Here is a 19,853-nt window from a genome sequence, read left to right as displayed (position 1 = left end):
ATCTTGTTCAAACGATTCAAAAATTTAAAAATAGCACTTGTCAGCTGAGCATCCTCTGGATATTATCAGCCCCGCTTTCGCAAGGGAGTTGCCGATGGGACATCGTAAGCCGTTTGTAGCAGCCAACTGGAAGTTGCACGGTAGTAAGTCGCAGTTAGAGCAGTTTACGAGTCAGTGTCTAAGCGGCGTTGACGGAAAAGTAGATGTGGTTCTCTGTCCTTCCCATGTGCATCTCGACTTTAGTGCTTCACTGCTCAATGAGCAGAAGGTAATAAAGTTGGGGGCTCAGAATGTGAGTCAGCACGCTACTGGCGCTTACACTGGAGAAATCTCGTGTCAGATGCTGGTTGAGGCAGGGTGTCGTTACGTATTGGTAGGGCACTCCGAGCGCAGGCGTATCTTTGGTGAGACCAGTTTTATCGTCGCAGAGAAGTTTGCGGCAGCCAGAGCGGCAGGCTTGATTCCCATCCTCTGTTTAGGTGAATCAGGTGCGGCGAGGCAGGCGAGAAGAGCCTTCGAGGTGATCGCTGAAGAGCTGGATATCGTCATAGAGAAAAATGGCGCGATGGCTTTCGATAATGCTATCATCGCCTACGAGCCGATTTGGGCTGTAGGTACAGGTAAATGCGCCACACCCGAGCAGGCACAAGAGGTTCATTCCTTTATACGTGGTCGCTTGGCGGAGGATACTCCGGTAATAGGTGAGAAAGTTAGAATCATCTATGGTGGGAGCGTAACGCCGAGCAACGCGAGAGATTTGTTTGCACAGCCCGACATTGATGGCGGACTGATTGGCGGAGCAAGCCTCGATAGCGATGCGTTTTTAGGAATTGTTGAAGCGGCAAAGGGTGCAAGTTAAATGTACGAGATTCTTTTAGTCGTTTATCTGCTGGTTTCACTGGCTCTGATTGGTCTGGTGATGATTCAGCAAGGTAAAGGGGCTGATATGGGCGCCTCCTTCGGCGCAGGGGCATCGAACACAGTATTCGGCTCCGGTGGTTCAGGCAGTTTCCTGACCAGAACAACAGCAATTTTGGCTACTGTGTTTTTCGTTATCAGCCTGGTGCTTGGATCTATGTCCAGCAACAAGGTCAAGCAGGGTAGTGAATGGGAAAATCTGCAACAAACCCAACAGGTTGAGCAGACCAAAGCGCCAGTGAAGAAAGATACTGACGTTCCCGAGTAAGAGTTTTGCCGTGGTGGTGGAATTGGTAGACACGCTATCTTGAGGGGGTAGTGCTCTAGGGTGTGCGGGTTCGAGTCCCGCCCACGGCACCAATTAAGCAGTGAACTCGGGAAACCGAGTGTATTATAGCCAGTCAGTCTTGTATCGAGAGAGTGAAGTGGCTATAATCTCGCACGATTTCGGACGCGGGGTGGAGCAGCATGGTAGCTCGTCGGGCTCATAACCCGAAGGTCGTCGGTTCAAATCCGGCCCCCGCAACCAAATTTCACGCATTTCCTACGCTCAGGAAGGCGGTCGCTGCGAGGCGACAATCAGGGTAAAGCGCCAAGCCCCGATTTGACATCGGGGCTTTTTGTTATGTGCAATTTACTCTGAATCGATATCTATCTGGGCTTTATGCCCTTTTTTTGTTTTTCGGAGGGTGACTTTGGCTACGTTGGAACAACGTTTGACCGATCTGCTCGAGGCTCCGGTCGTTGCCTTGGGTTTTGAACTTTGGGGTATTGAGTTTATCCGTGCGGGTAAACACTCCACCTTGCGTGTCTATATCGACGGCGAGCAGGGTGTGACTGTCGAGAACTGTGCTGAGGTCAGCCATCAGGTTGGCGCCATCATGGACGTCGAAGATCCCATCACCGAGGAGTATTACCTCGAGGTATCCTCCCCAGGCCTGGATCGTCCCCTGTTCAAGGTTGCCCATTTCGAAAAATACGTTGGCCAAGAGGCGGCGGTAACGCTTCGGATGGCAACAAACAACCGCCGCAAGTTCAAAGGCGTAATCAAAGCTGTGCAAGGCGACATGATCACCCTGACAGTAGATGGTAAGGACGACGTGTTGGCTTTCACCAATATCCAAAAAGCGAACATAGTGCCGAACTTTGGTTAACGAGGCTATCGGATATGAATAAAGAGATTTTGCTGGTCGTTGACGCAGTATCCAACGAGAAAGCGGTACCCCGTGAGAAGATCTTCCAGGCTCTGGAAACCGCGCTGGCGACTGCGACCAAGAAGAAATATGAAGGCGAGATTGAAGTTCGGGTCGAAATCGATCGCAAGACCGGTGACTACGACACTTATCGCCGCTGGGTCGTCATTGCGGATCAAGCCGCGATGGAGAACCCCTATGCTGAAATCACCCTGGAAGCGGCGCAGATTGATCAGCCGGAGATCCAGATCGGTGAGTATGTTGAAGACCAGATCGACTCTGTGACCTTCGACCGTATCACTACCCAGACCGCCAAGCAGGTTATCGTGCAGAAAGTGCGCGAAGCCGAGCGTTCACAAGTAGTTGATCAGTTTAAAGATAAAGAAGGCACCATCATCAGTGGTGTGGTCAAGAAGAGCAACCGCGACAACGTCATCCTGGATCTGGGCAGCAATGCTGAAGCCGTGATCTTCCGTGATGACATGCTGCCGCGTGAAACCTTCCGCCCGGGTGACCGTGTCCGTGGCCTGCTCTACGCAGTACGCCCGGAAGCCCGTGGTTCCCAGCTGTTTGTCAGCCGTTCCAGCCCGGACTTCCTGAAAGAGCTGTTCCGTATCGAAGTACCGGAGATCGGTGAAGAGATGATCGAAATCATGGGCGCAGCCCGTGATCCGGGTTCCCGTGCCAAGATCGCGGTGAAGACCAACGATCGTCGTATCGACCCGATCGGTGCCTGTATCGGTATGCGTGGTGCCCGTGTGCAAGCAGTTTCCGCAGAGCTGAGCGGTGAGCGCGCCGACATCGTGCTGTACGATGACAACCCGGCCCAGTACGTGATCAATGCCATGGCACCTGCCGATGTGGCTTCCATCATCGTTGATGAAGACAACCACACCATGGATATCGCCGTGGAAGCTGCCAACTTGGCTCAGGCCATCGGTCGCAATGGTCAGAACGTGCGTCTGGCCTCCCAGCTGACCGGTTGGGAGCTGAACGTGATGACCGTTGAGGACATGCGTGCCAAGCACCAGGCCGAAAACGACCGCATCATGAACCTGTTCACCAGCACCCTGGATATCGATGACGATTTCGCTGGTCTGCTGATGGAAGAGGGCTTCTCTACCCTGGAAGAGATCGCCTTTGTACCGGTCAACGAGCTGCTGGCTATCGACGGTCTGGATGAAGACATGGTCGAAGAGCTGCGCAAGCGCGCCAAAGATGCCCTGACTACCAAGGCACTGGCCAAAGAAGAGTCTTTCGATGGCGTTGAGCCGTCCGAAGAGCTGCTCAATCTGAACGGTCTGAGCCGCGAACTGGCTTACACTCTGGCGGGCCGTGGCGTGGGCACCCTGGAAGATTTGGCTGAGCAAGGTATCGATGACCTTGCTGATATTGAAGGGCTGACTGCCGAGAAGGCAGGTGAGCTCATTATGGCTGCTCGCAATATCTGTTGGTTCGGAGAAGAGCAGTCCGAGTAAGATCAAACGGAGGAAAATGAATGGCAGAAGTATCAGTCAAACAACTTGCCACTGACATCGACACACCGGTTGATCGTCTTCTCCAGCAGTTTGTCGATGCCGGTATCAGCAAGAGCAAGGCCGACGACATGGTCAGCGAGTCTGAGAAACAGGCTCTGCTGGCACACCTGAAGAAACAGCATGGAGGTGACGAGGTCGCCGCTCCTGCCCGCATGACCTTGCAGCGCAAGACCAAGAGCACCATCAGTGTTCAGGGGACTGGCGGCAAGAACAAGGAAGTGCAGGTAGAAGTGCGCAAGTCTCGCACCTATGTAAGACGCTCGGCGCTGGAAGATGAACAGCGTCAGGCGGAAGCCGAGGAAACAGCGCGTTTGGAAGCAGAAGAAAAAGCTCGTCGCGAGGCCGAAGAGAAGGCTCGCCTCGAAGCTGAAGAGAAGGCTCGCCGTGAGGCTGAGCAGGCTCGTCGTGAAGCTGAGGAAAAGGCGCGGATCGAGGCACAATCAAAGGCTCGACAGGCTTCACAGCCCGCCAAAGCAGCCAGTAGCACAGCTCAGCAAGAGGCAGAAAAGATGGCCAAGCGCGAAGCAGAAGAACTGAAGCGCCAACAGGAACAAACAGCTTTGAAAAAGGCTGAAGAACTCGCCGCGAAGAAAGCCGAAGAGGCTCGTCTCATGGCGGAACAGAACGCAGCCCGCTGGGCTGAAGAAGAGGCCGCTCGCGCCAAAGAGAGCAGCGACTACCATCTGACCACCAACAAGCATGCGCAAGCCGCAGAAGACGAGTTGGATCGGAAAGAAGAGACCAGCCGCCGCACTGCCGCAGCTGCCAAGGCACCGAAGAAAGCCGGTCGTCGTGAAGATGATCGTGACTCTCGCAACCCGCGTGCCCGTAAAGGCAAGCGCGGCAAGGTCGCCATGCCGAACGCCATGAAGCATGGCTTCAACAAGCCGGCTGCCGTGGTGAACCGCGACGTCGTCATCGGCGAGACCATCACTGTGGCCGAGCTGGCCAACAAGATGGCCGTCAAGGGCGTTGAAGTCATCAAGGTGATGATGAAGATGGGTGCCATGGCCACCATCAACCAGGTGATCGATCAGGAGACCGCTCAGCTGGTCGCCGAGGAGATGGGTCACAAGGTTGTGCTGCGTCGTGAGAACGAGCTGGAAGAGGCGGTACTGTCCGATCGTGACGAGACCTCCGAAGCCAAGCCGCGCGCACCGGTCGTGACCATCATGGGTCACGTTGACCACGGTAAGACCTCGCTGCTCGACTACATTCGTAAAGCCAAGGTTGCTGCTGGCGAAGCCGGTGGTATTACCCAGCATATCGGTGCTTACCACGTCCAGACTGACAGTGGCATGATCACCTTCCTGGATACCCCAGGTCACGCGGCGTTTACCTCCATGCGTGCTCGTGGTGCCAAGGCGACCGATATCGTTGTTCTGGTTGTTGCAGCTGACGACGGCGTGATGCCGCAAACCATCGAAGCTATCCAGCACGCCAAGGCGGCCGGTGTGCCGCTGGTTGTTGCGGTCAACAAGATCGACAAGCCTGAAGCGGATCCGGATCGCGTCAAGACCGAACTGGCCCGTTACAACGTCATGTCCGAAGATTGGGGTGGAGACTGCCAGTTCGTGCACGTATCCGCCAAGTCTGGCGAAGGCATCGACGACCTGCTGGAAGCCATCCTGATCCAGGCCGAAGTACTGGAGCTGAAAGCGGTGGTTGACGGCATGGCCAACGGCGTCGTGATCGAATCCTTCCTGGATAAAGGTCGTGGTCCGGTTGCTACCGTACTGGTACAAGAAGGTACTCTGCGTCAGGGCGACATCGTTCTGTGTGGTCTCGAGTACGGCCGTGTTCGCGCCATGCGTGACGAACTGGGTCGCGAGATCAAGGAAGCGGGTCCGTCCCTGCCGGTGGAAATCCTGGGTCTGTCCGGCGTTCCCTCTGCCGGTGACGAAGCCACCGTTGTCCGTGACGAGAAGAAAGCCCGTGAAGTGGCGCTCTATCGTCAGGGTAAGTTCCGCGAAGTCAAGCTGGCTCGCCAGCAGAAGGCCAAGCTGGAAAACATGTTCGCCAACATGACCGAGGGCGAAGTGTCCGAAGTGAACGTGGTGATCAAGGCCGACGTACAAGGTTCTGTGGAAGCGATCTGCGATGCGCTGGTCAAACTCTCCACCGACGAAGTGAAGGTGAAGATCGTGGGTTCCGGCGTAGGTGGTATCACCGAAACCGACGCGACCCTGGCTGCTGCTTCCAGCGCCATCCTGGTTGGTTTCAACGTCCGTGCCGACGCATCTGCGCGCAAGGTCATCGAATCCGAGAGCCTGGATCTGCGTTACTACTCCGTCATCTATGACCTGATCGACGAAGTGAAGCAGGCCATGAGCGGCAAGCTGGCCCCTGAGTATCGTCAGGAGATCATCGGTCTGGCTGAAGTGCGTAGCGTCTTCAAGTCTCCGAAGTTCGGCGCCGTTGCCGGCTGTATGGTTACCGAAGGTGTGGTCAAGCGTTCCAACCGTATCCGTGTTCTGCGTGACAACGTGGTTATCTATGAAGGCGAGCTGGAATCCCTGCGCCGCTTCAAGGATGACGTCAACGAAGTTCGCAACGGCTACGAGTGTGGTATCGCGGTCAAGAACTACAACGACGTGCGCGAAGGCGACCAGATCGAAGTTTACGAGACTGTTGAAATCCAACGGACTCTGTAAGCCGAGAGTTAGACAAAATAGGGGGCCGCGGCCCCCTTTTATCGCAGGATAGAATATGGCCAGAGAATTCAGCCGGACCCGTCGGGTCGGACAGCAGATCCAGCGTGAAATTGCGCTGATCCTGCAGCGCGAGGTGAAAGACCCGCGCATCGGCATGGTGACCGTTTCCGATGTGGAAGTGTCCCGTGACCTCAACTATGCCAAGATTTACGTCACCTTCTTGCAGCTGGAAAATGATGCCGAGCGCATCAAGGAAGGCTTGCAGGGTCTGACCGAAGCAGCCGGATATATCCGTAGTCTGCTGGGCAGTGCCATGCGTCTGCGCGTGGTGCCCGAGCTGCGTTTCTACTACGACCAGACCCTGGTCGAGGGGATGCGTCTCTCCAACCTGGTGACCAACACTGTGCGTGAAGACAAGCGTCGCATGGCCGAATCCGGCCGTGACGAAGAAGCTGAATCCGCACCGGATGACACGACTGAGGATAAAGCCTGAGATGACCCGAAGACGTCGTTTCAAGGGCCGTGATGTGCACGGCATTCTGCTGCTGGACAAGCCGACCGGCCTGACCTCCAACGATGTGTTGCAGAAGGTCAAGCGCATCTACAACGCCGCCAAGGCCGGTCACACCGGCGCACTGGATCCGCTGGCGACCGGCATGCTGCCGATCTGCCTCGGCGAGGCCACCAAGTTCTCCCAGTATCTGCTGGAAGCGGACAAACGCTATGAGGTGACCGCCAAACTGGGCGAGCGCACCAACACCAGCGACTCCGATGGTGAGGTGGTCTCCACCCGTCCGGTGAACGTGGCTGTCGGAACCCTGATCGAGGCGCTGGACCAGTTCCGTGGCCCCATCATGCAGGTGCCGTCCATGTACTCCGCGCTCAAGCACAACGGCCGTCCGCTCTACGAATATGCCCGCGAAGGCATCGAGATTGAGCGTGAAGCCCGTCCCATCACCGTATTCGAGCTCAAACTGCTGAGCTTTGAAGGTGATGAGGTGCGCCTTGAAGTGCACTGCAGCAAAGGCACCTACATCCGCTCTCTGGTGGATGATCTGGGTGAAGTGCTGGGCTGTGGTGCCCACGTGACTCAGTTGCGCCGTACCCAGGTGGCCAGCTATCCGTATGAACGGATGCTGACTCTGGAGCAACTCGAGTGCATCTTCGAGCAGGCCAAGGCCGAGAGCATCCCGCCGCGCGAGCAGCTGGATCCGCTGTTGCTGCCGATGGATACCGCCGTAGCAAGCTTGCCCGAGGTGAACATGCTGGCGGTTGTGGCTGCCTATGTGAATCAGGGCCAGGCCGTGCAGGTGGCAGGTGCGCCGCAAAGCGGTCAGGTTCGCATGACGGTCGGCCCGGAGCGCGAGTTCATCGGGGTTGGCGAGATTGATGATGATGGCCGCGTCGCCCCCAAGCGACTGGTGCGTTATCACGACGAGGAGTGATCCTCAGGCGTTATCAGCACGTCTTTCCCGTTTCGCCTCTTTATCGTTGCGAAAAGGGGCGGGGACGATTATGATACCGCCCTCATTTCACGGCTGAATTAGAGATTGGCTGTGAACCTTTAAACACTCTACTGGAGTATTACCATGTCTCTAAATGCTGAGATCAAAGCTCAAATCGTTGCTGACAACGCTCGTTGCGCCAACGACACCGGTTCCCCCGAAGTGCAAGTTGCCCTGCTGACTGCCCAGATCAACCATCTGCAAGGTCACTTCAAAGAGCACTCCAAGGACCACCACGGTCGTCGCGGTCTGCTGCGCATGGTTTCCCAGCGTCGTAAGCTGCTGGACTACCTGAAGCGTAAAGATTCCGAGCGTTATGCTGCTCTGATCGCCAAGCTGGGTCTGCGTCGTTAATCGACCATCAGATTTCGCGAAAAAGGGGAACCGTCAGGTTCCCCTTTTTTATTGCTCTTCAAGCCGTTGCCTGCCTCACAGAATTCGCGTCACCGCTTACCTTTTGCATCGAATCAAGTATACTTGTGCGCGAATTTTAAGAGCCAAATTGTAAAAAGGAAATTCACGTGAATCCTATTGTAAAGTCATTCCAGTACGGTCAACACACCGTCACTCTGGAAACCGGTGTGATGGCCCGTCAAGCCACTGCGGCCGTTATGGTCAGCATGGACGATACCTGCGTATTTGTGACCGTAGTCGGCAAGAAAGAGGCCGATCACGGCCGTGATTTCTTCCCGCTGACCGTCAACTACCAGGAGCGTACCTATGCTGCTGGTCGTATCCCGGGTGGTTTCTTCCGTCGTGAAGGCCGTCCGAGCGAAGGCGAGACCCTCATCTCCCGTCTGATCGACCGTCCTATTCGTCCGCTGTTCCCGGAAGGCTTCCTCAATGAGGTTCAGGTCGTTGCGACCGTAATGTCCGTGAATCCGGCCGTATCCCCCGACATCGTTGCCATGATCGGTGCCTCTGCTGCACTGGCCATCTCCGGTATCCCGTTTGGCGGCCCGATCGGCGCTGCTCGCGTGGGTTACATGAACGGTCAGTATGTGCTGAACCCGACCACCACCGAACTGCCGCAGAGCGATCTGGATCTGGTGGTTGCCGGTACTGCCAACGCGGTACTGATGGTTGAGTCCGAAGCGGCCATCCTCTCCGAAGAGGTAATGCTGGGTGCCGTGGTGTACGGTCACGAGCAGATGCAGACCGTGATCAATGCGATCAACGAGTTTGCCGCTGCCGTTGGCACCAAGCCGTGGGATTGGACTCCGCCTGCCGTCAACGAAGCGCTGAAAGCCAAGGTTGCCGAGCTGGCGAGCGCCGAACTGGGTGAAGCCTACCGCATCACCGAGAAGGCTGTTCGTTACGAAACCATCGCGGCCATCAAGGGTCGTGTGGTTGAGCAAGTTATTGCTTCCGGTGTGGAAGAAGATGCCAAGAAGATCGGCGAAGAGTTCCACAGCCTGGAAAGTCGCATCGTTCGTGGTCGCGTAGTACGTGGTGAGCCGCGTATCGATGGTCGCGATCCGGAAATGATCCGCGCCCTGAGCGTAGGTACCGGCATTCTGCCCCGTGCCCACGGTTCTGCCCTGTTCACCCGTGGTGAAACTCAGGCCATCGTGGTCGCCACTCTGGGTACCGAGCGTGACGCCCAGAACATCGACGAGCTGACCGGCAACCGTGCCGATCGCTTCATGCTGCACTACAACTTCCCGCCATACTGTGTCGGTGAGACCGGCATGATGGGTAGCCCGAAGCGTCGTGAAATCGGTCACGGCCGTCTGGCCAAGCGCGGCGTTGCTGCCGTGATGCCGAGCGCCGCCGAGTTCCCGTACGTGGTGCGCGTGGTCTCTGAAATTACCGAATCCAACGGTTCCTCCTCCATGGCGTCTGTCTGTGGTTCCTCTCTGGCGCTGATGGATGCCGGTGTGCCGATCAAGGCCTCCGTTGCCGGTATCGCCATGGGTCTGGTGAAGGAAGAAGAAGGTTTCGTCGTGCTGTCCGACATTCTGGGTGACGAAGATCACCTGGGCGACATGGACTTCAAAGTAGCCGGTACCACCGAAGGTGTGACCGCGCTGCAGATGGACATCAAGATCGAAGGCATCACCAAAGAGATCATGGAGATTGCTCTGAAGCAAGCTCGTGGCGCTCGTCTGCACATCCTGAAAGTGATGGACGAAGCTATCCAGGCTCCCCGTGCCCAGATCTCCGATTTTGCACCGCGTATCCACACCATCAAGATCAATCCTGAGAAGATCAAGGACGTGATCGGTAAGGGTGGTTCCGTGATCCGTGCGCTGACCGAAGAGACCGGCACCAACATCGAGCTGGATGATGACGGTACTGTACGTATCTCCGCCGTGGCCAACGAAGCCGCCATGGAAGCGATCCGTCGCATCGAGGCCATCACCGCCGAGATCGAAGTGAACCGCATCTATGAAGGTAAAGTTGTTCGTCTGGCCGATTTCGGTGCATTCGTCAACATTCTGCCGGGCAAAGATGGTCTGGTACACATCTCCCAGATCACTGACGCTCGCGTGCAGAACGTGGCTGACCACCTGACCATCGGTGACGTGGTCAAGGTGAAGGTACTGGAAGTGGACCGTCAGGGCCGCGTACGTCTCTCCATCAAGGAAGCGAACGCCCCGACCGAAGCAGCTGCACCTGCTGCTGACGCCGCTCCGGCCGCTGAAGAAGCGCCTGCTGCAGAGTAATCTGCTCGCCTGATACCGATTGGTTCCGGTTGATGTAAAAAGTCCGGCTCCCCAATGGGAGCCGGACTTTTTTATGGTCAAAACGCGCAATAAGGGATTACTTGCCGAGGATGGCGTACTGCATCTCTTGCAAGGGGAGCACATGACGGGCTGCTCCCAGCTTGATCGCCTCCTTGGGCATGCCGAAGACCACGCAGGAGGCCTCATCCTGGGCATAGGTGTTGGCACCCGCATCCAGCATCTCGCGCAATCCCCGGGCACCGTCATCCCCCATGCCGGTCATGATGATGCCGGTGGCATTCTTGCCGGCATATTTGGCGACGGAGCGAAACAGCACATCTACCGAGGGGCGATGGCGGTTGATAAGCGGCCCGTCGACCACCTCGACGTGATAGTAGGCACCGCTGCGTTTGAGCAGCATATGCTTGCCTCCGGGGGCAATCAGCGCCAGCCCAGGGATCACCCGGTCATTATTCCTCGCCTCCCGCACTTCTATCTGGCAGACCCCGTTCAGGCGTTCTGCAAACATGGCGGTAAATTTCTCCGGCATGTGCTGCACGATGACAATGCCGGGGCTGACCCGGGGTAAGGCAGTCAGTACGGCTTCCAGCGCCTGGGTGCCGCCGGTCGAGGTGCCGATGGCGATGAGGCGCTCGGTGGTTTGTGCCATGGCGTGCTGGTTGGGCGCCAGCATGGCATCTGCGTTGAGTTTGGTGCTGACTGGTACAGAGGAGGGCTTGCCCACGCGCTTGAGGTTGGCCTGGGCCGCAGCACGTACCGCCATAGCCAGGTCGTGGGCAGATTCTTGCAGAAAGCTTTTTATCCCCATGGTCGGTTTGGTGATGATGTCCACCGCGCCGGCAGCCATTGCCTGCAAGGTGGTCTCGGCCCCCTTTTCGGTGAGGGAGGAGCAGATCACCACCGGGGTTGGATGCTCTGCCATGATCTTGGAGAGAAAAGTGATGCCATCCATACGGGGCATCTCCACATCGAGCACGATGACGTCAGGCCACTCTTTCTTCAGTTTTTCCTGGGCAAACAGGGGGTCCGATGCCGTGGCTATCACCCGGATATCGGGCTCCTGCTCCAGCACCGCTTGCAATACCTGTCTGACCACGGCGGAATCATCCACCAGCATGACCCGGATCTGCTTCATTCTCGCGACTCCCGTTGATGTGGCAGACGATGATGGCGGAGCCAGACACTGCCGTTGCTGAGCTCAAAGAGCAAGCTTCGGTGGCCGCTATGGCCAAGATGATGAGCCTTGATATCAAGGCCAAGGTGTCGGGTCAGCTGCCAGGCTGCCTGAATATTTTTGGCGGCGACATTGTTGTCGCTCTGTGCGTATTGAGGCTCGGTAAACATGTTGCCACCCCCGAACAACTTGGCCTCATATTCATGGATAGGGGCGGGATAGTGACTGGCCGCTTGCAGCAGCAAGGCGAGGGCCTCATCGGCATAGCGCCCATCCAGCTTGGTAGAGGGATTGCGCCGACTTGGCAGCATGTAGTGACACATTCCTCCCTGTTTCTGCTCCGGATGCCACAAGGTGATGGCAATACAGGAGCCCAGTACGGTTCTGACCACCACATCCTCCTTGCCAAAAAAGAGCTCTCCCGGTTGCAGGATCACCTCCCGAGTCATGACTTATCTCTTCTGATAGATGGAAGGCGAGACAAGCTGCAGGCCGTGGCGCAGGCCATGCAGGCTCTCGGCGTGGCTCACCAGCAGGTAGCCACCGGGTTTGAGTCTGGGTACCAGCCGCTGCAATACTTGCCCTTTGGTCTCCTTGTTGAAGTAGATCATCACGTTTCTGATGAAGATGACGTCAAACATGCCGATGTCCGGCAGATCCTGATTGAGGTTGATCTGCATGAACTGCACCTTGTCCCGCAACTTGCGATCGATGATGAAGATGCCCTCCTGCAGGCCCACACCCTTGAGGCAATATTTCATCAAAAAGGGCAGTGGAATATTTTGCGCCCGCTCGATGGGGTAGCGACCGCTCATCGCCTGTTCCAGCACCCGGGACGAGATATCGGAGGCCAGGATCTCCCAGTTGAAGGTACTGCGTTTTTCCGCGAGGGTCATGGCCAGACTGTAGGGCTCCTCGCCGGATGAGCTGGCAGCGCTCCAGACCCGCAATGGTTGCTCGGGCGGGAGCGCTGAGACTATCTCCCGTGTCAGAAACTCGAAGTGTTTGGGCTCCCTGAAAAAGTAGGTTTCGTTGGTGGTAAGGAGATCGAGCGCCAGCTGCAGTTCGCTGCTGCGATCGTTCATGATGAGCTGGAAGTAGTCGTCATAACTATCCAGCTCATAGTGGCAGAGTCGCTTCGCCAGGCGGCTGGCTACCAGCGCCTTCTTGGCCGGAGACAGCTCTATCCCCGCCGTTTGATGAAGCCAGCGTTGGAAACGGGAGAACTCATCATCATGCAGCTGGGTTTGATACAAAAAACTGTTCCTCTAACTGTGTTGTCGGAGATGGGAGAGGCAACGCCTCTCCCGTGACTAGAACCGGACAAAATCGCCATCGCCGATGGGGCGTTGCACTGTGGCGGCTCGTTCCCGACTGTTGGCAGTGCTCTCGTTCATAAAGCGACCTCGGGTATTGGGGTGAAGATGCGAGCTGGCTGCTTTACCTTCTTTGGCGTGGGCCTCCAAGGTAAAGAACTCCATGGCCAGTTGCAGCTGTTCAGCCTGGCTGCTCATCTCTTCTGCTGTGGCTGGCAGCCAGCTCTTCGCTGCAAGAAGCGTTCTGCTGGGTAACCTGACTCAGCTGGTTCATGGCCTGGTTGATCTGGCTGACACCGGTGGATTGCTCAACCGAAGCGGCACTGATCTCCTGCACCAGATCCGAGGTCTTGTTGATTGAAGGAACCATCTGATCCAACAAACGACCTGCTTTTTCCGCCATCTCGACACTGCTGGAGGCCAGCTCGCCAATCTCCTGTGCTGCAACCTGGCTGCGTTCGGCCAGTTTGCGCACCTCCGCCGCCACTACGGCAAAGCCTTTGCCGTGATCGCCTGCCCGCGCCGCTTCGATAGCTGCGTTGAGAGCCAACAGATTGGTTTGGTAGGCGATGTCATCGATGATGCCAATCCGTCTGGCGATCTGCTTCTTGGCATCCACAGTCAGTTTGACCGCTTCTCCTCCCTCTACGGCCTCTTTGGCTGCCTTGCTGGCCATGCCATCGGTGACCTGGGCATTGTCGGTATTCTGGTTGATGCTGGCGCTCATCTGTTCGATGGAGGCGCTGGTCTCCTCCATGCTGGAGGCCTGTTCACTGCTAGATTGGCTGATCGACTGGGCGGTCGCGCTTACCTGCTCGGCGGCACTGGAGAGGTTGTCAGAGGCGCCGCGCACTTCGGTGACGATGTTGGTGAGCGAAGCGATGGTCTTGTTGAGCGCATCCTTGGTGGTGCCAAACACACCGGGGTAGTCCGCCTCAATCTGTTGGGTCAGATCCCCTTTTGCCAAACATTGCACGACCCGGATGACGTCGTTGAGGGTGCTGTCGATCACTTCTGCAATCTGGTTGATCCCTTCTCCCATCGCCTGAAAGAAGCCGCTCTTGCCAGCAAGTTCCATCCTGCGGTGCAGCTCGCCATTAATCACGGCCTGCACAATGTCGGACATCTCTTTCTCTATCATCACTTCCTTGGTTCTGTCGGCCCATTCGACCACGGATCCCAACCGTTCTCCGGTATCGTTGAAGACCGGATTGGCGATCAGGGAGAAGGTGCGCCCCCCCAGCTGTATCTGGGTGCGGTAGGTGCTGTTGAGTTTGGCCAGCATGGCGCGCTGATGGCCGGGATTTTTATGAAAGCTGTCGATGTTGGCGCCCATCAGCTGATTGGCGTTGAAGCTTTAGAGCTCTTTCTTGATGTCGGTCTCAGCCTGATTGAGCATGCCGGTCACTGCCTCGTTCATATAGATAATGTCGAGGTTGGTATCGGCAATCATCACGTTGGTACTGGCGCAGTCGAGGGCTTTGCGAACCAATTGGTTCTCATGGAGCAGTACCTGGTTCTTTTTAATGTCGTTGCGGCTCTGTTCCAGCTTGTCACTGAGCAAGGTGACCACCTCGTTGATGGCATGTCCTACTTCACGCAAGGGGCTATCCATACCGGAAAGATCGAGTGGTGCTGGAACCTGCTCTGCCAAGACTGCGTGTTGCAGCTGGCCGATTGCGTCGAGTAACTGGGTCCGCTGCCTCACTTCGGTGGCATTGTCTCCGTAAGAGTGATTGGGTCATGAGCGTTTCCTTATGCTGCATGTCGTGGAGTATGGAGGCCTTTTCAGGAGGGTTGCAGGTTGCCTTGTGGCAACCTTGCCTGTGGCTGGGCCAGTTCGTTGAGTTGAGCCATCTCATCGAGTGACAACACTTTCCCGGTATCGATGAGGATGACGAATTTGCCGTTGACCTTGCCCATGCCGCTGATGAAATCGGCCCGGATGCGGGCACCAAAACTGGGTGGGGGCTCGATATCTGCTTGTGGGATACCCAGTACTTCCGATACGGAATCCACCACAACGCCAATATCCTGACCTAAAGGTTCATCGCCCTGCGGGGCCACCCCCTCAATAATGACGATGCAACTGCGGCGAGTGATGACCGAAGGTGCATTGCCAAAGCGGGCATTCAAGTCTACGACCGACACTACCGCTCCTCTGAGGTTGATTACGCCGCGAATAAAACCCGGCATCATCGGAACCGGAGTGATATTGCCGTATTCGATGATCTCTTTGACCCCCAGAATATTGATGGCGAACATCTCGTTGTTGATCAGAAATGTCAGGTACTGGGCATCGCCACTGCTCTCGTCAGCGGCCGCTGATGGCACCGTGATGTCGGTGGATGTATGCATGGTCGCCTCCGGTTAAAAGCGGACAAAATCCGCGTCATCAATGGAATGGGATGATGGTTGATTGGGCTGGCTGGCCCGTTGTGGGGGGGCGATGAAACTGCCTCTGGGAGGCATGCCCTTGTGGCCGGTTTCATGGGGCCTGATGTTGAGCTGCGCACTTTTCTCCAGAGCAAAAAAGGCCATGGTTTGCTGCAGTTCGCTGGCTTGCGAGCTCATCTCTTCGGCTGTGGCTGCCAGCTCCTCGCTGCTGGCCGCATTCTGCTGTGTTACTTGGTTAAGCTGGTTCATGGCCAGACTGATCTGGTTGGCAGCACTGGCCTGCTCGCCTGAGGCAGCATTGATCTCTTGTACCAGATCAGAGGTTTTGCGAATGGAGGGGACGATCCTCTCCAGCAGGTTGCCAGCCCGCTCTGCCTTGCTGACGCTGTCGGAAGAGAGTTCACCAATCTCCTGCGCTGCGATCTGGCTGCGCTCTGCCAGTTTTCTTACCTCGGCAGCAACCACCGCGAAGCCTTTGCCATGCTCTCCGGCGCGAGCCGCCTCGATGGCGGCGTTTAGGGCAAGCAGGTTGGTCTGGTAGGCAATGTCGTCGATGATGCTGACTTTCTTGGCGATTTGCTGCATGGCGGTCACCGTCTGTTGAACGGATTGGCCCCCTTCGGTTGCCTCCAGCACCGAGTTGCTGGCCATGCTGTCGGTGATCTTGGCGTTCTCGGTGTTCTGATTGATGCTGGCGCTCATCTGCTCGATAGAGGCGCTGGTCTCTTCAACGCTGGCTGCTTGCTCGCTGGTGGCCTGGCTCAATGCCTGCGCCGTATTGCTCACCTGATTGGAGGCATTGGTCAGGTTGTCGGCGGCGTTGCGTACCTCTTCGATGATATTGGTCAGCGCAGTGATGGTCCGGTTGAGGCCGTCTTTGGTCTGGCCAAAAATACCTGGGTAGGGCTCATCGATCCGTTGGGTCAGATCCCCTTTGGAGAGCGCGGTGGCGATGCGCATCACATCTTCCAGGCTGGTATCTGTCACATGGGAGAGGCGATTCAGCAGCTCGGATACCCGCTTGATATATCCTTGACGATCCTCCAGCGCAATCTTGTGGCTGAAGTCGCCCTGTTCGACAGCGGCGGTGACCAGCGTTTCGATATCCGTGATCAAGGCTCCCAGTTTCTTGACCATGTTATCCATCGCCATCAAGAGCTGACCCGCTTCATCGTTGGACTCTATCTGGATCGATACATCCAGATTGCCATCGGCCAGACTATTGGCCACGCGCAGAGCCTGTTCGATGGGGGTGATGATGCTTTTGATTAGCAGGGTGCCAAACCAGGCTGCGAGTGCGATGCCGACCGCGATAACCACCGCCATGGTTATCAGCATCACGTCATACCAGGATTGCGCTGCGGTATATTCCGACTTGGCCACATTGAGCTGCAGGTTGACCAGCTCGGTGATTTTGTTACCTATCGGGTCGATGGAGCCATAGAGGGCACCGTCAAAGTTGTTCAGCATGCCAGTAATCATGCCGTGCTGGGTGGCGAGGTATTTCTCCAGCTTGCCAATATCGGTATCGGCCGCGTTGAACAGGGTTGTCGCCTCGGCTGACAAACGCTGTTCATCTGGTGTGAGAGTGGTGGACTGGTAGTGATGCCACTCGTTTTTGATTGTCTGCTGGGCCTGTTGTATCTGCTTCAAAGCCTCTTCTGCCGGGATCAGCCCCGCATTGGCCTTGTTGAGGTTGTCGATGATCGAGACGGCATAGCTGTCGGAGATAGTCTTCAGCTGCTTGAGGGGAACCACCCTGTCGTTGTAAACGCGCTGCAACCCGGTATTGCTGCTCTGCATGTTGTATAACCCGAGGCTGCCAACAGCCAGCAGCAGCAGGCAGAGCATGCAGAGCAGTACGATAAGACGCAATTTGATGGTGGAATTTTTTAACATGATGGTCCCCTCAGTTGATGCTGGATTGAGGCAGGTTGCGCGACACTGTCAACCTGTTGAGCTGACAGGATTCCTGAGTGATTGCGTGCTGGATCAGCGAAGGAATGTCGAGGATCAGGGCGACCTCTCCCCCCCCCAGAATGGTTGAACCACTAATGCCCTGCAGGCGCTGGAACAATTTCCCCAACGGTTTGATGACGGTCTGGAATTCTCCCAGCAGTTCATCCACTACCAGCCCGGATTTTTTGCCTGCATGGCTGACCACGACAATGTTCTCGCGCCTCCCTTTGCTGCCATTGGTATCGAAGTAGTGTTGCAGGCGGATAAAGGGCAGCACCTCGCCACGCAAATTGATGTAATTGCGACCCTGGGTATCGGACAGTGCACTCTGGGTCAATTCAACGCACTCGATCACCATATCGAGGGGAATGACGTAGTGGGTGTCGCAGACTCGCACCAGGAAGCCGTCGATTATGGCAAGGGTGAGCGGCAGGCGGATCTGCACACGGGTTCCTTTTCCCGGGATGCTGTCCAGATCGACCGTGCCGCGCAGGGCAGTGATGTTGCGTTTGACGACATCCATGCCAACCCCGCGACCGGAGAGGTTGGTTATCGCCTCGGCGGTAGAGAACCCCGGCTCGAAGATCAGGTTGTATATCTCCTGATCTGTCAGCGTGGTGGTTGGGCTGATCAGACCGCGCTCGATGGCTTTTTGCTGGATCCTGGCTTTGTTGAGACCAGCTCCGTCATCCCGAATTTCGATGACGATACTGTTGGAGTCGTGATAGGCATTAAGATTCAGGGTGCCACGGGGGGATTTGCCTGCCAGCAGCCGTTGCTCTGCCGATTCGATGCCGTGATCCATCGAGTTTCTGACCAGATGCATCAGCGGATCGCCGATCTTCTCTACCACCGATTTGTCCAGTTCAGTCTCGGCTCCGGAGATCACCAGAGTGATATCCTTGTTCAGCTCCTGACTGACATCGCGCACCACCCGCTGGAAGCGGTTGAAGGTATCGCCGATAGGCACCATGCGCAGGCGCAGTGCACTGTCGCGGATCTCTTCCACCAGCATGGCAATGACTGAGGTGGCTTCCTGCAGTTGGCTTTCGCGGGTACGTTGGGCCAGCAGATTGGCTCCTGAACTGGCGACTACCAGCTCCCCGACCAGATTGATTAGATCATCCAGCTTGTCGGCATGCACCCTGACGTAACGGCCCTCTTTGCTCTTGCTCTCCTTGGTCTGGTTCTGTTTTTTCAGGGCGGCATCGACGACGGCTTCGTTGACGGCACCCTGCGCAATCAGGATTTCTCCGAGTTTGGGCGCTTGTTCTGCCGGGGTCGCTTGTTGTGCCTGCAGACGCTTGCTAACTCCTCTGCGGTGAGGGCGCCGGTGTTGACCAACAACTGGCCCAGCATGGTGCTATCTTCCGGTAGCGACTCGATCAGGTTGATGAACTCGGTGATCTTGCTGTGGGGCGGCAAGATGGTGATCTGACAGTCATCTCTGACAAATTCAAAGACATCGCTGATGGCCGTCTTGTCTGCCTGCGAGTCGAAGTCTATCTCGTAGCCGAGGTAGCAATTCTCCGGATCGAACTGTTCCCAATCCGGTAGCGCCTGATGGATGGTCTCCACTGAACATATGGTTCCGAGGGTGCCGAGATAGCGCAGAAATGCGGCCGGATCCATGCCATTGCGCAGCACATCGGGGCCAAAACGCAGGGAGATATGCCACAGGGAGGCGGCGCTGGTAATCCCTCCCTCTTTTTCGATCTTGGGTTCCGGCATATGTACAGTATCTGGCAGCGTGGCATGGGGGGCGCACTGATGACGGGTGAGAGTGAGCCTCAGCCGTTCATCCTGGTTGGCATCGCCCTCGCTTAAGGTGCTGCCCTGTTCTGCAACGACACTGATGAGCGTCTGGATGTGGTCACAGCTTTCCAGCAGGTCCTTGATCAGAGGAGAGGTGACGGTGAGCTGCTGATTGCGGATCTGGTCTAGCAGATCCTCGACAATATGGGTAAACCCGACTATTGGTTGCAGACCAAACAGGCCAGCCGACCCCTTGATGGTATGAGCAGCACGGAAGATGGCTCCAATCAGCTCGCTATTGTCAGGGTCCGATTCCAGTGATAGAAGGGCTGACTCCATCTCTTCAAGCAACTCGCGTGCCTCGGCGATATAGGTTTGTAAAGCCTGATCAAGATCGATGCTCACGGTGACTCCTTGTCATGGTGGCTCAGGGCCGTTCGCCATGGGTGATGAGGGTGGGGTCGCCAAAAAAGGCCGAGAGTTGGCAGAGCTCCAGCAGTTCAAGCACAACATGGCTGTGCCAGACCAGCGCCAGGGAGGTGCCCTGCTGCAGAGCGGTTTTCTTCGCTGCCAGCAGCAGTTGCAGCCCTGCGCTGTCTATCTCGGATACCGCCGCCAGATTCAGCTCCAGTTCGTTCCCCTGATGCAATAAGGGCGAGAGAGCATCTTTCAGCTCGCTGACTGTATAAATGGTGATCTCGTCCGGCATGGTCACCACTACCTTGTTGTCGAGTAGCTCACTCTGTAGTTGCAT

At 56.5% G+C, this 19,853-nt stretch carries 15 protein-coding genes, 2 tRNA genes and 2 pseudogenes; 11 read left to right on the top strand and 8 right to left on the bottom strand.

Translation table 11 applies throughout. The features are described from left to right. Positions 1–94 precede the first annotated feature (94 nt). The 11 genes from tpiA to pnp all read left to right on the top strand — a co-directional run bounded on the left by tpiA (position 95) and on the right by pnp (position 10,477). Entirely contained in the window at positions 95–859 is a 765-nt protein-coding gene (tpiA, locus tag AB5Y90_RS08310) for a triose-phosphate isomerase (RefSeq protein ID WP_307895378.1), read from the top strand. Beyond that, the gene (secG, locus tag AB5Y90_RS08305; RefSeq protein ID WP_368166784.1) at positions 860–1,186 is read left to right on the top strand and encodes a preprotein translocase subunit SecG; all 327 of its coding nucleotides are present in this window, start codon (positions 860–862) and stop codon (positions 1,184–1,186) included. A 7-nt stretch (positions 1,187–1,193) separates the two neighbouring features. Next, positions 1,194–1,278 (top strand) — tRNA-Leu (locus AB5Y90_RS08300). Positions 1,279–1,370: 92 nt separating this feature from the next. Next, positions 1,371–1,447: transfer RNA gene (locus AB5Y90_RS08295), tRNA-Met, on the top strand. 166 nt (positions 1,448–1,613) lie between these two features. Then, the gene (gene rimP, locus AB5Y90_RS08290) at positions 1,614–2,072 is read left to right on the top strand and encodes a ribosome maturation factor RimP (RefSeq protein WP_005338809.1); all 459 of its coding nucleotides are present in this window, start codon (positions 1,614–1,616) and stop codon (positions 2,070–2,072) included. Positions 2,073–2,086: 14 nt separating this feature from the next. After that, complete coding sequence (gene nusA, locus AB5Y90_RS08285; RefSeq protein WP_368166783.1) at positions 2,087–3,589, top strand: transcription termination factor NusA; 1,503 nt, start codon at positions 2,087–2,089, stop codon at positions 3,587–3,589. Positions 3,590–3,609: 20 nt separating this feature from the next. After that, positions 3,610–6,303, top strand: a complete 2,694-nt coding sequence (infB, locus tag AB5Y90_RS08280) for a translation initiation factor IF-2 (RefSeq protein WP_005338806.1) — start codon at positions 3,610–3,612, stop codon at positions 6,301–6,303. A gap of 55 nt (positions 6,304–6,358) precedes the next feature. Then, the gene (gene rbfA, locus AB5Y90_RS08275; protein ID WP_005338799.1) at positions 6,359–6,796 is read left to right on the top strand and encodes a 30S ribosome-binding factor RbfA; all 438 of its coding nucleotides are present in this window, start codon (positions 6,359–6,361) and stop codon (positions 6,794–6,796) included. Between the two features lies 1 nt (position 6,797). After that, complete coding sequence (gene truB / locus AB5Y90_RS08270; RefSeq protein ID WP_005338798.1) at positions 6,798–7,748, top strand: tRNA pseudouridine(55) synthase TruB; 951 nt, start codon at positions 6,798–6,800, stop codon at positions 7,746–7,748. A gap of 144 nt (positions 7,749–7,892) precedes the next feature. Beyond that, on the top strand, positions 7,893–8,162 hold the full coding sequence (gene rpsO, locus AB5Y90_RS08265) for a 30S ribosomal protein S15 (RefSeq protein WP_005338797.1): 270 nt from the start codon (positions 7,893–7,895) through the stop codon (positions 8,160–8,162). Positions 8,163–8,329: 167 nt separating this feature from the next. Continuing rightward, entirely contained in the window at positions 8,330–10,477 is a 2,148-nt protein-coding gene (gene pnp, locus AB5Y90_RS08260; RefSeq protein WP_005338796.1) for a polyribonucleotide nucleotidyltransferase, read from the top strand. Positions 10,478–10,574: 97 nt separating this feature from the next. On the opposite strand, the gene AB5Y90_RS08255 is transcribed toward pnp, so the two are convergent. From AB5Y90_RS08255 to AB5Y90_RS08220, 8 genes and pseudogenes are all read right to left on the bottom strand, one after another. Beyond that, positions 10,575–11,633, bottom strand: coding sequence for a chemotaxis response regulator protein-glutamate methylesterase (locus tag AB5Y90_RS08255; RefSeq protein ID WP_042080649.1), 1,059 nt, complete (start codon positions 11,631–11,633; stop codon positions 10,575–10,577). Then, the gene (gene cheD / locus AB5Y90_RS08250) at positions 11,630–12,121 is read right to left on the bottom strand and encodes a chemoreceptor glutamine deamidase CheD (RefSeq protein ID WP_005349556.1); all 492 of its coding nucleotides are present in this window, start codon (positions 12,119–12,121) and stop codon (positions 11,630–11,632) included. Before cheD ends, AB5Y90_RS08255 begins: the two co-directional genes overlap by 4 nt. 3 nt (positions 12,122–12,124) lie before the next feature. Next, on the bottom strand, positions 12,125–12,928 hold the full coding sequence (locus AB5Y90_RS08245; RefSeq protein ID WP_151286994.1) for a protein-glutamate O-methyltransferase CheR: 804 nt from the start codon (positions 12,926–12,928) through the stop codon (positions 12,125–12,127). Between the two features lie 57 nt (positions 12,929–12,985). Further along, positions 12,986–14,591 (bottom strand): annotated as a pseudogene (locus AB5Y90_RS08240) (methyl-accepting chemotaxis protein). A gap of 185 nt (positions 14,592–14,776) precedes the next feature. Then, complete coding sequence (locus tag AB5Y90_RS08235; protein ID WP_110303373.1) at positions 14,777–15,346, bottom strand: chemotaxis protein CheW; 570 nt, start codon at positions 15,344–15,346, stop codon at positions 14,777–14,779. A 12-nt stretch (positions 15,347–15,358) separates the two neighbouring features. Continuing rightward, positions 15,359–17,284 carry a methyl-accepting chemotaxis protein gene (locus AB5Y90_RS08230; RefSeq protein ID WP_110303372.1) on the bottom strand — a complete coding sequence of 642 codons (1,926 nt, stop codon included), beginning with the start codon at positions 17,282–17,284 and terminating at the stop codon, positions 15,359–15,361. A 10-nt stretch (positions 17,285–17,294) separates the two neighbouring features. After that, positions 17,295–19,504: pseudogene (locus AB5Y90_RS08225) on the bottom strand (chemotaxis protein CheA). Positions 19,505–19,526: 22 nt separating this feature from the next. Continuing rightward, complete coding sequence (locus AB5Y90_RS08220; RefSeq protein WP_005349569.1) at positions 19,527–19,853, bottom strand: STAS domain-containing protein; 327 nt, start codon at positions 19,851–19,853, stop codon at positions 19,527–19,529.

This window comes from Aeromonas sp. R4-1, from assembly GCF_040908325.1.
In the GTDB taxonomy this organism is placed as follows: Bacteria; Pseudomonadota; Gammaproteobacteria; order Enterobacterales; family Aeromonadaceae; genus Aeromonas; species Aeromonas veronii.
The sequence above is the reverse complement of the archived record's forward strand: the minus strand, read 5'-3'. Positions and strand labels throughout refer to the sequence as shown.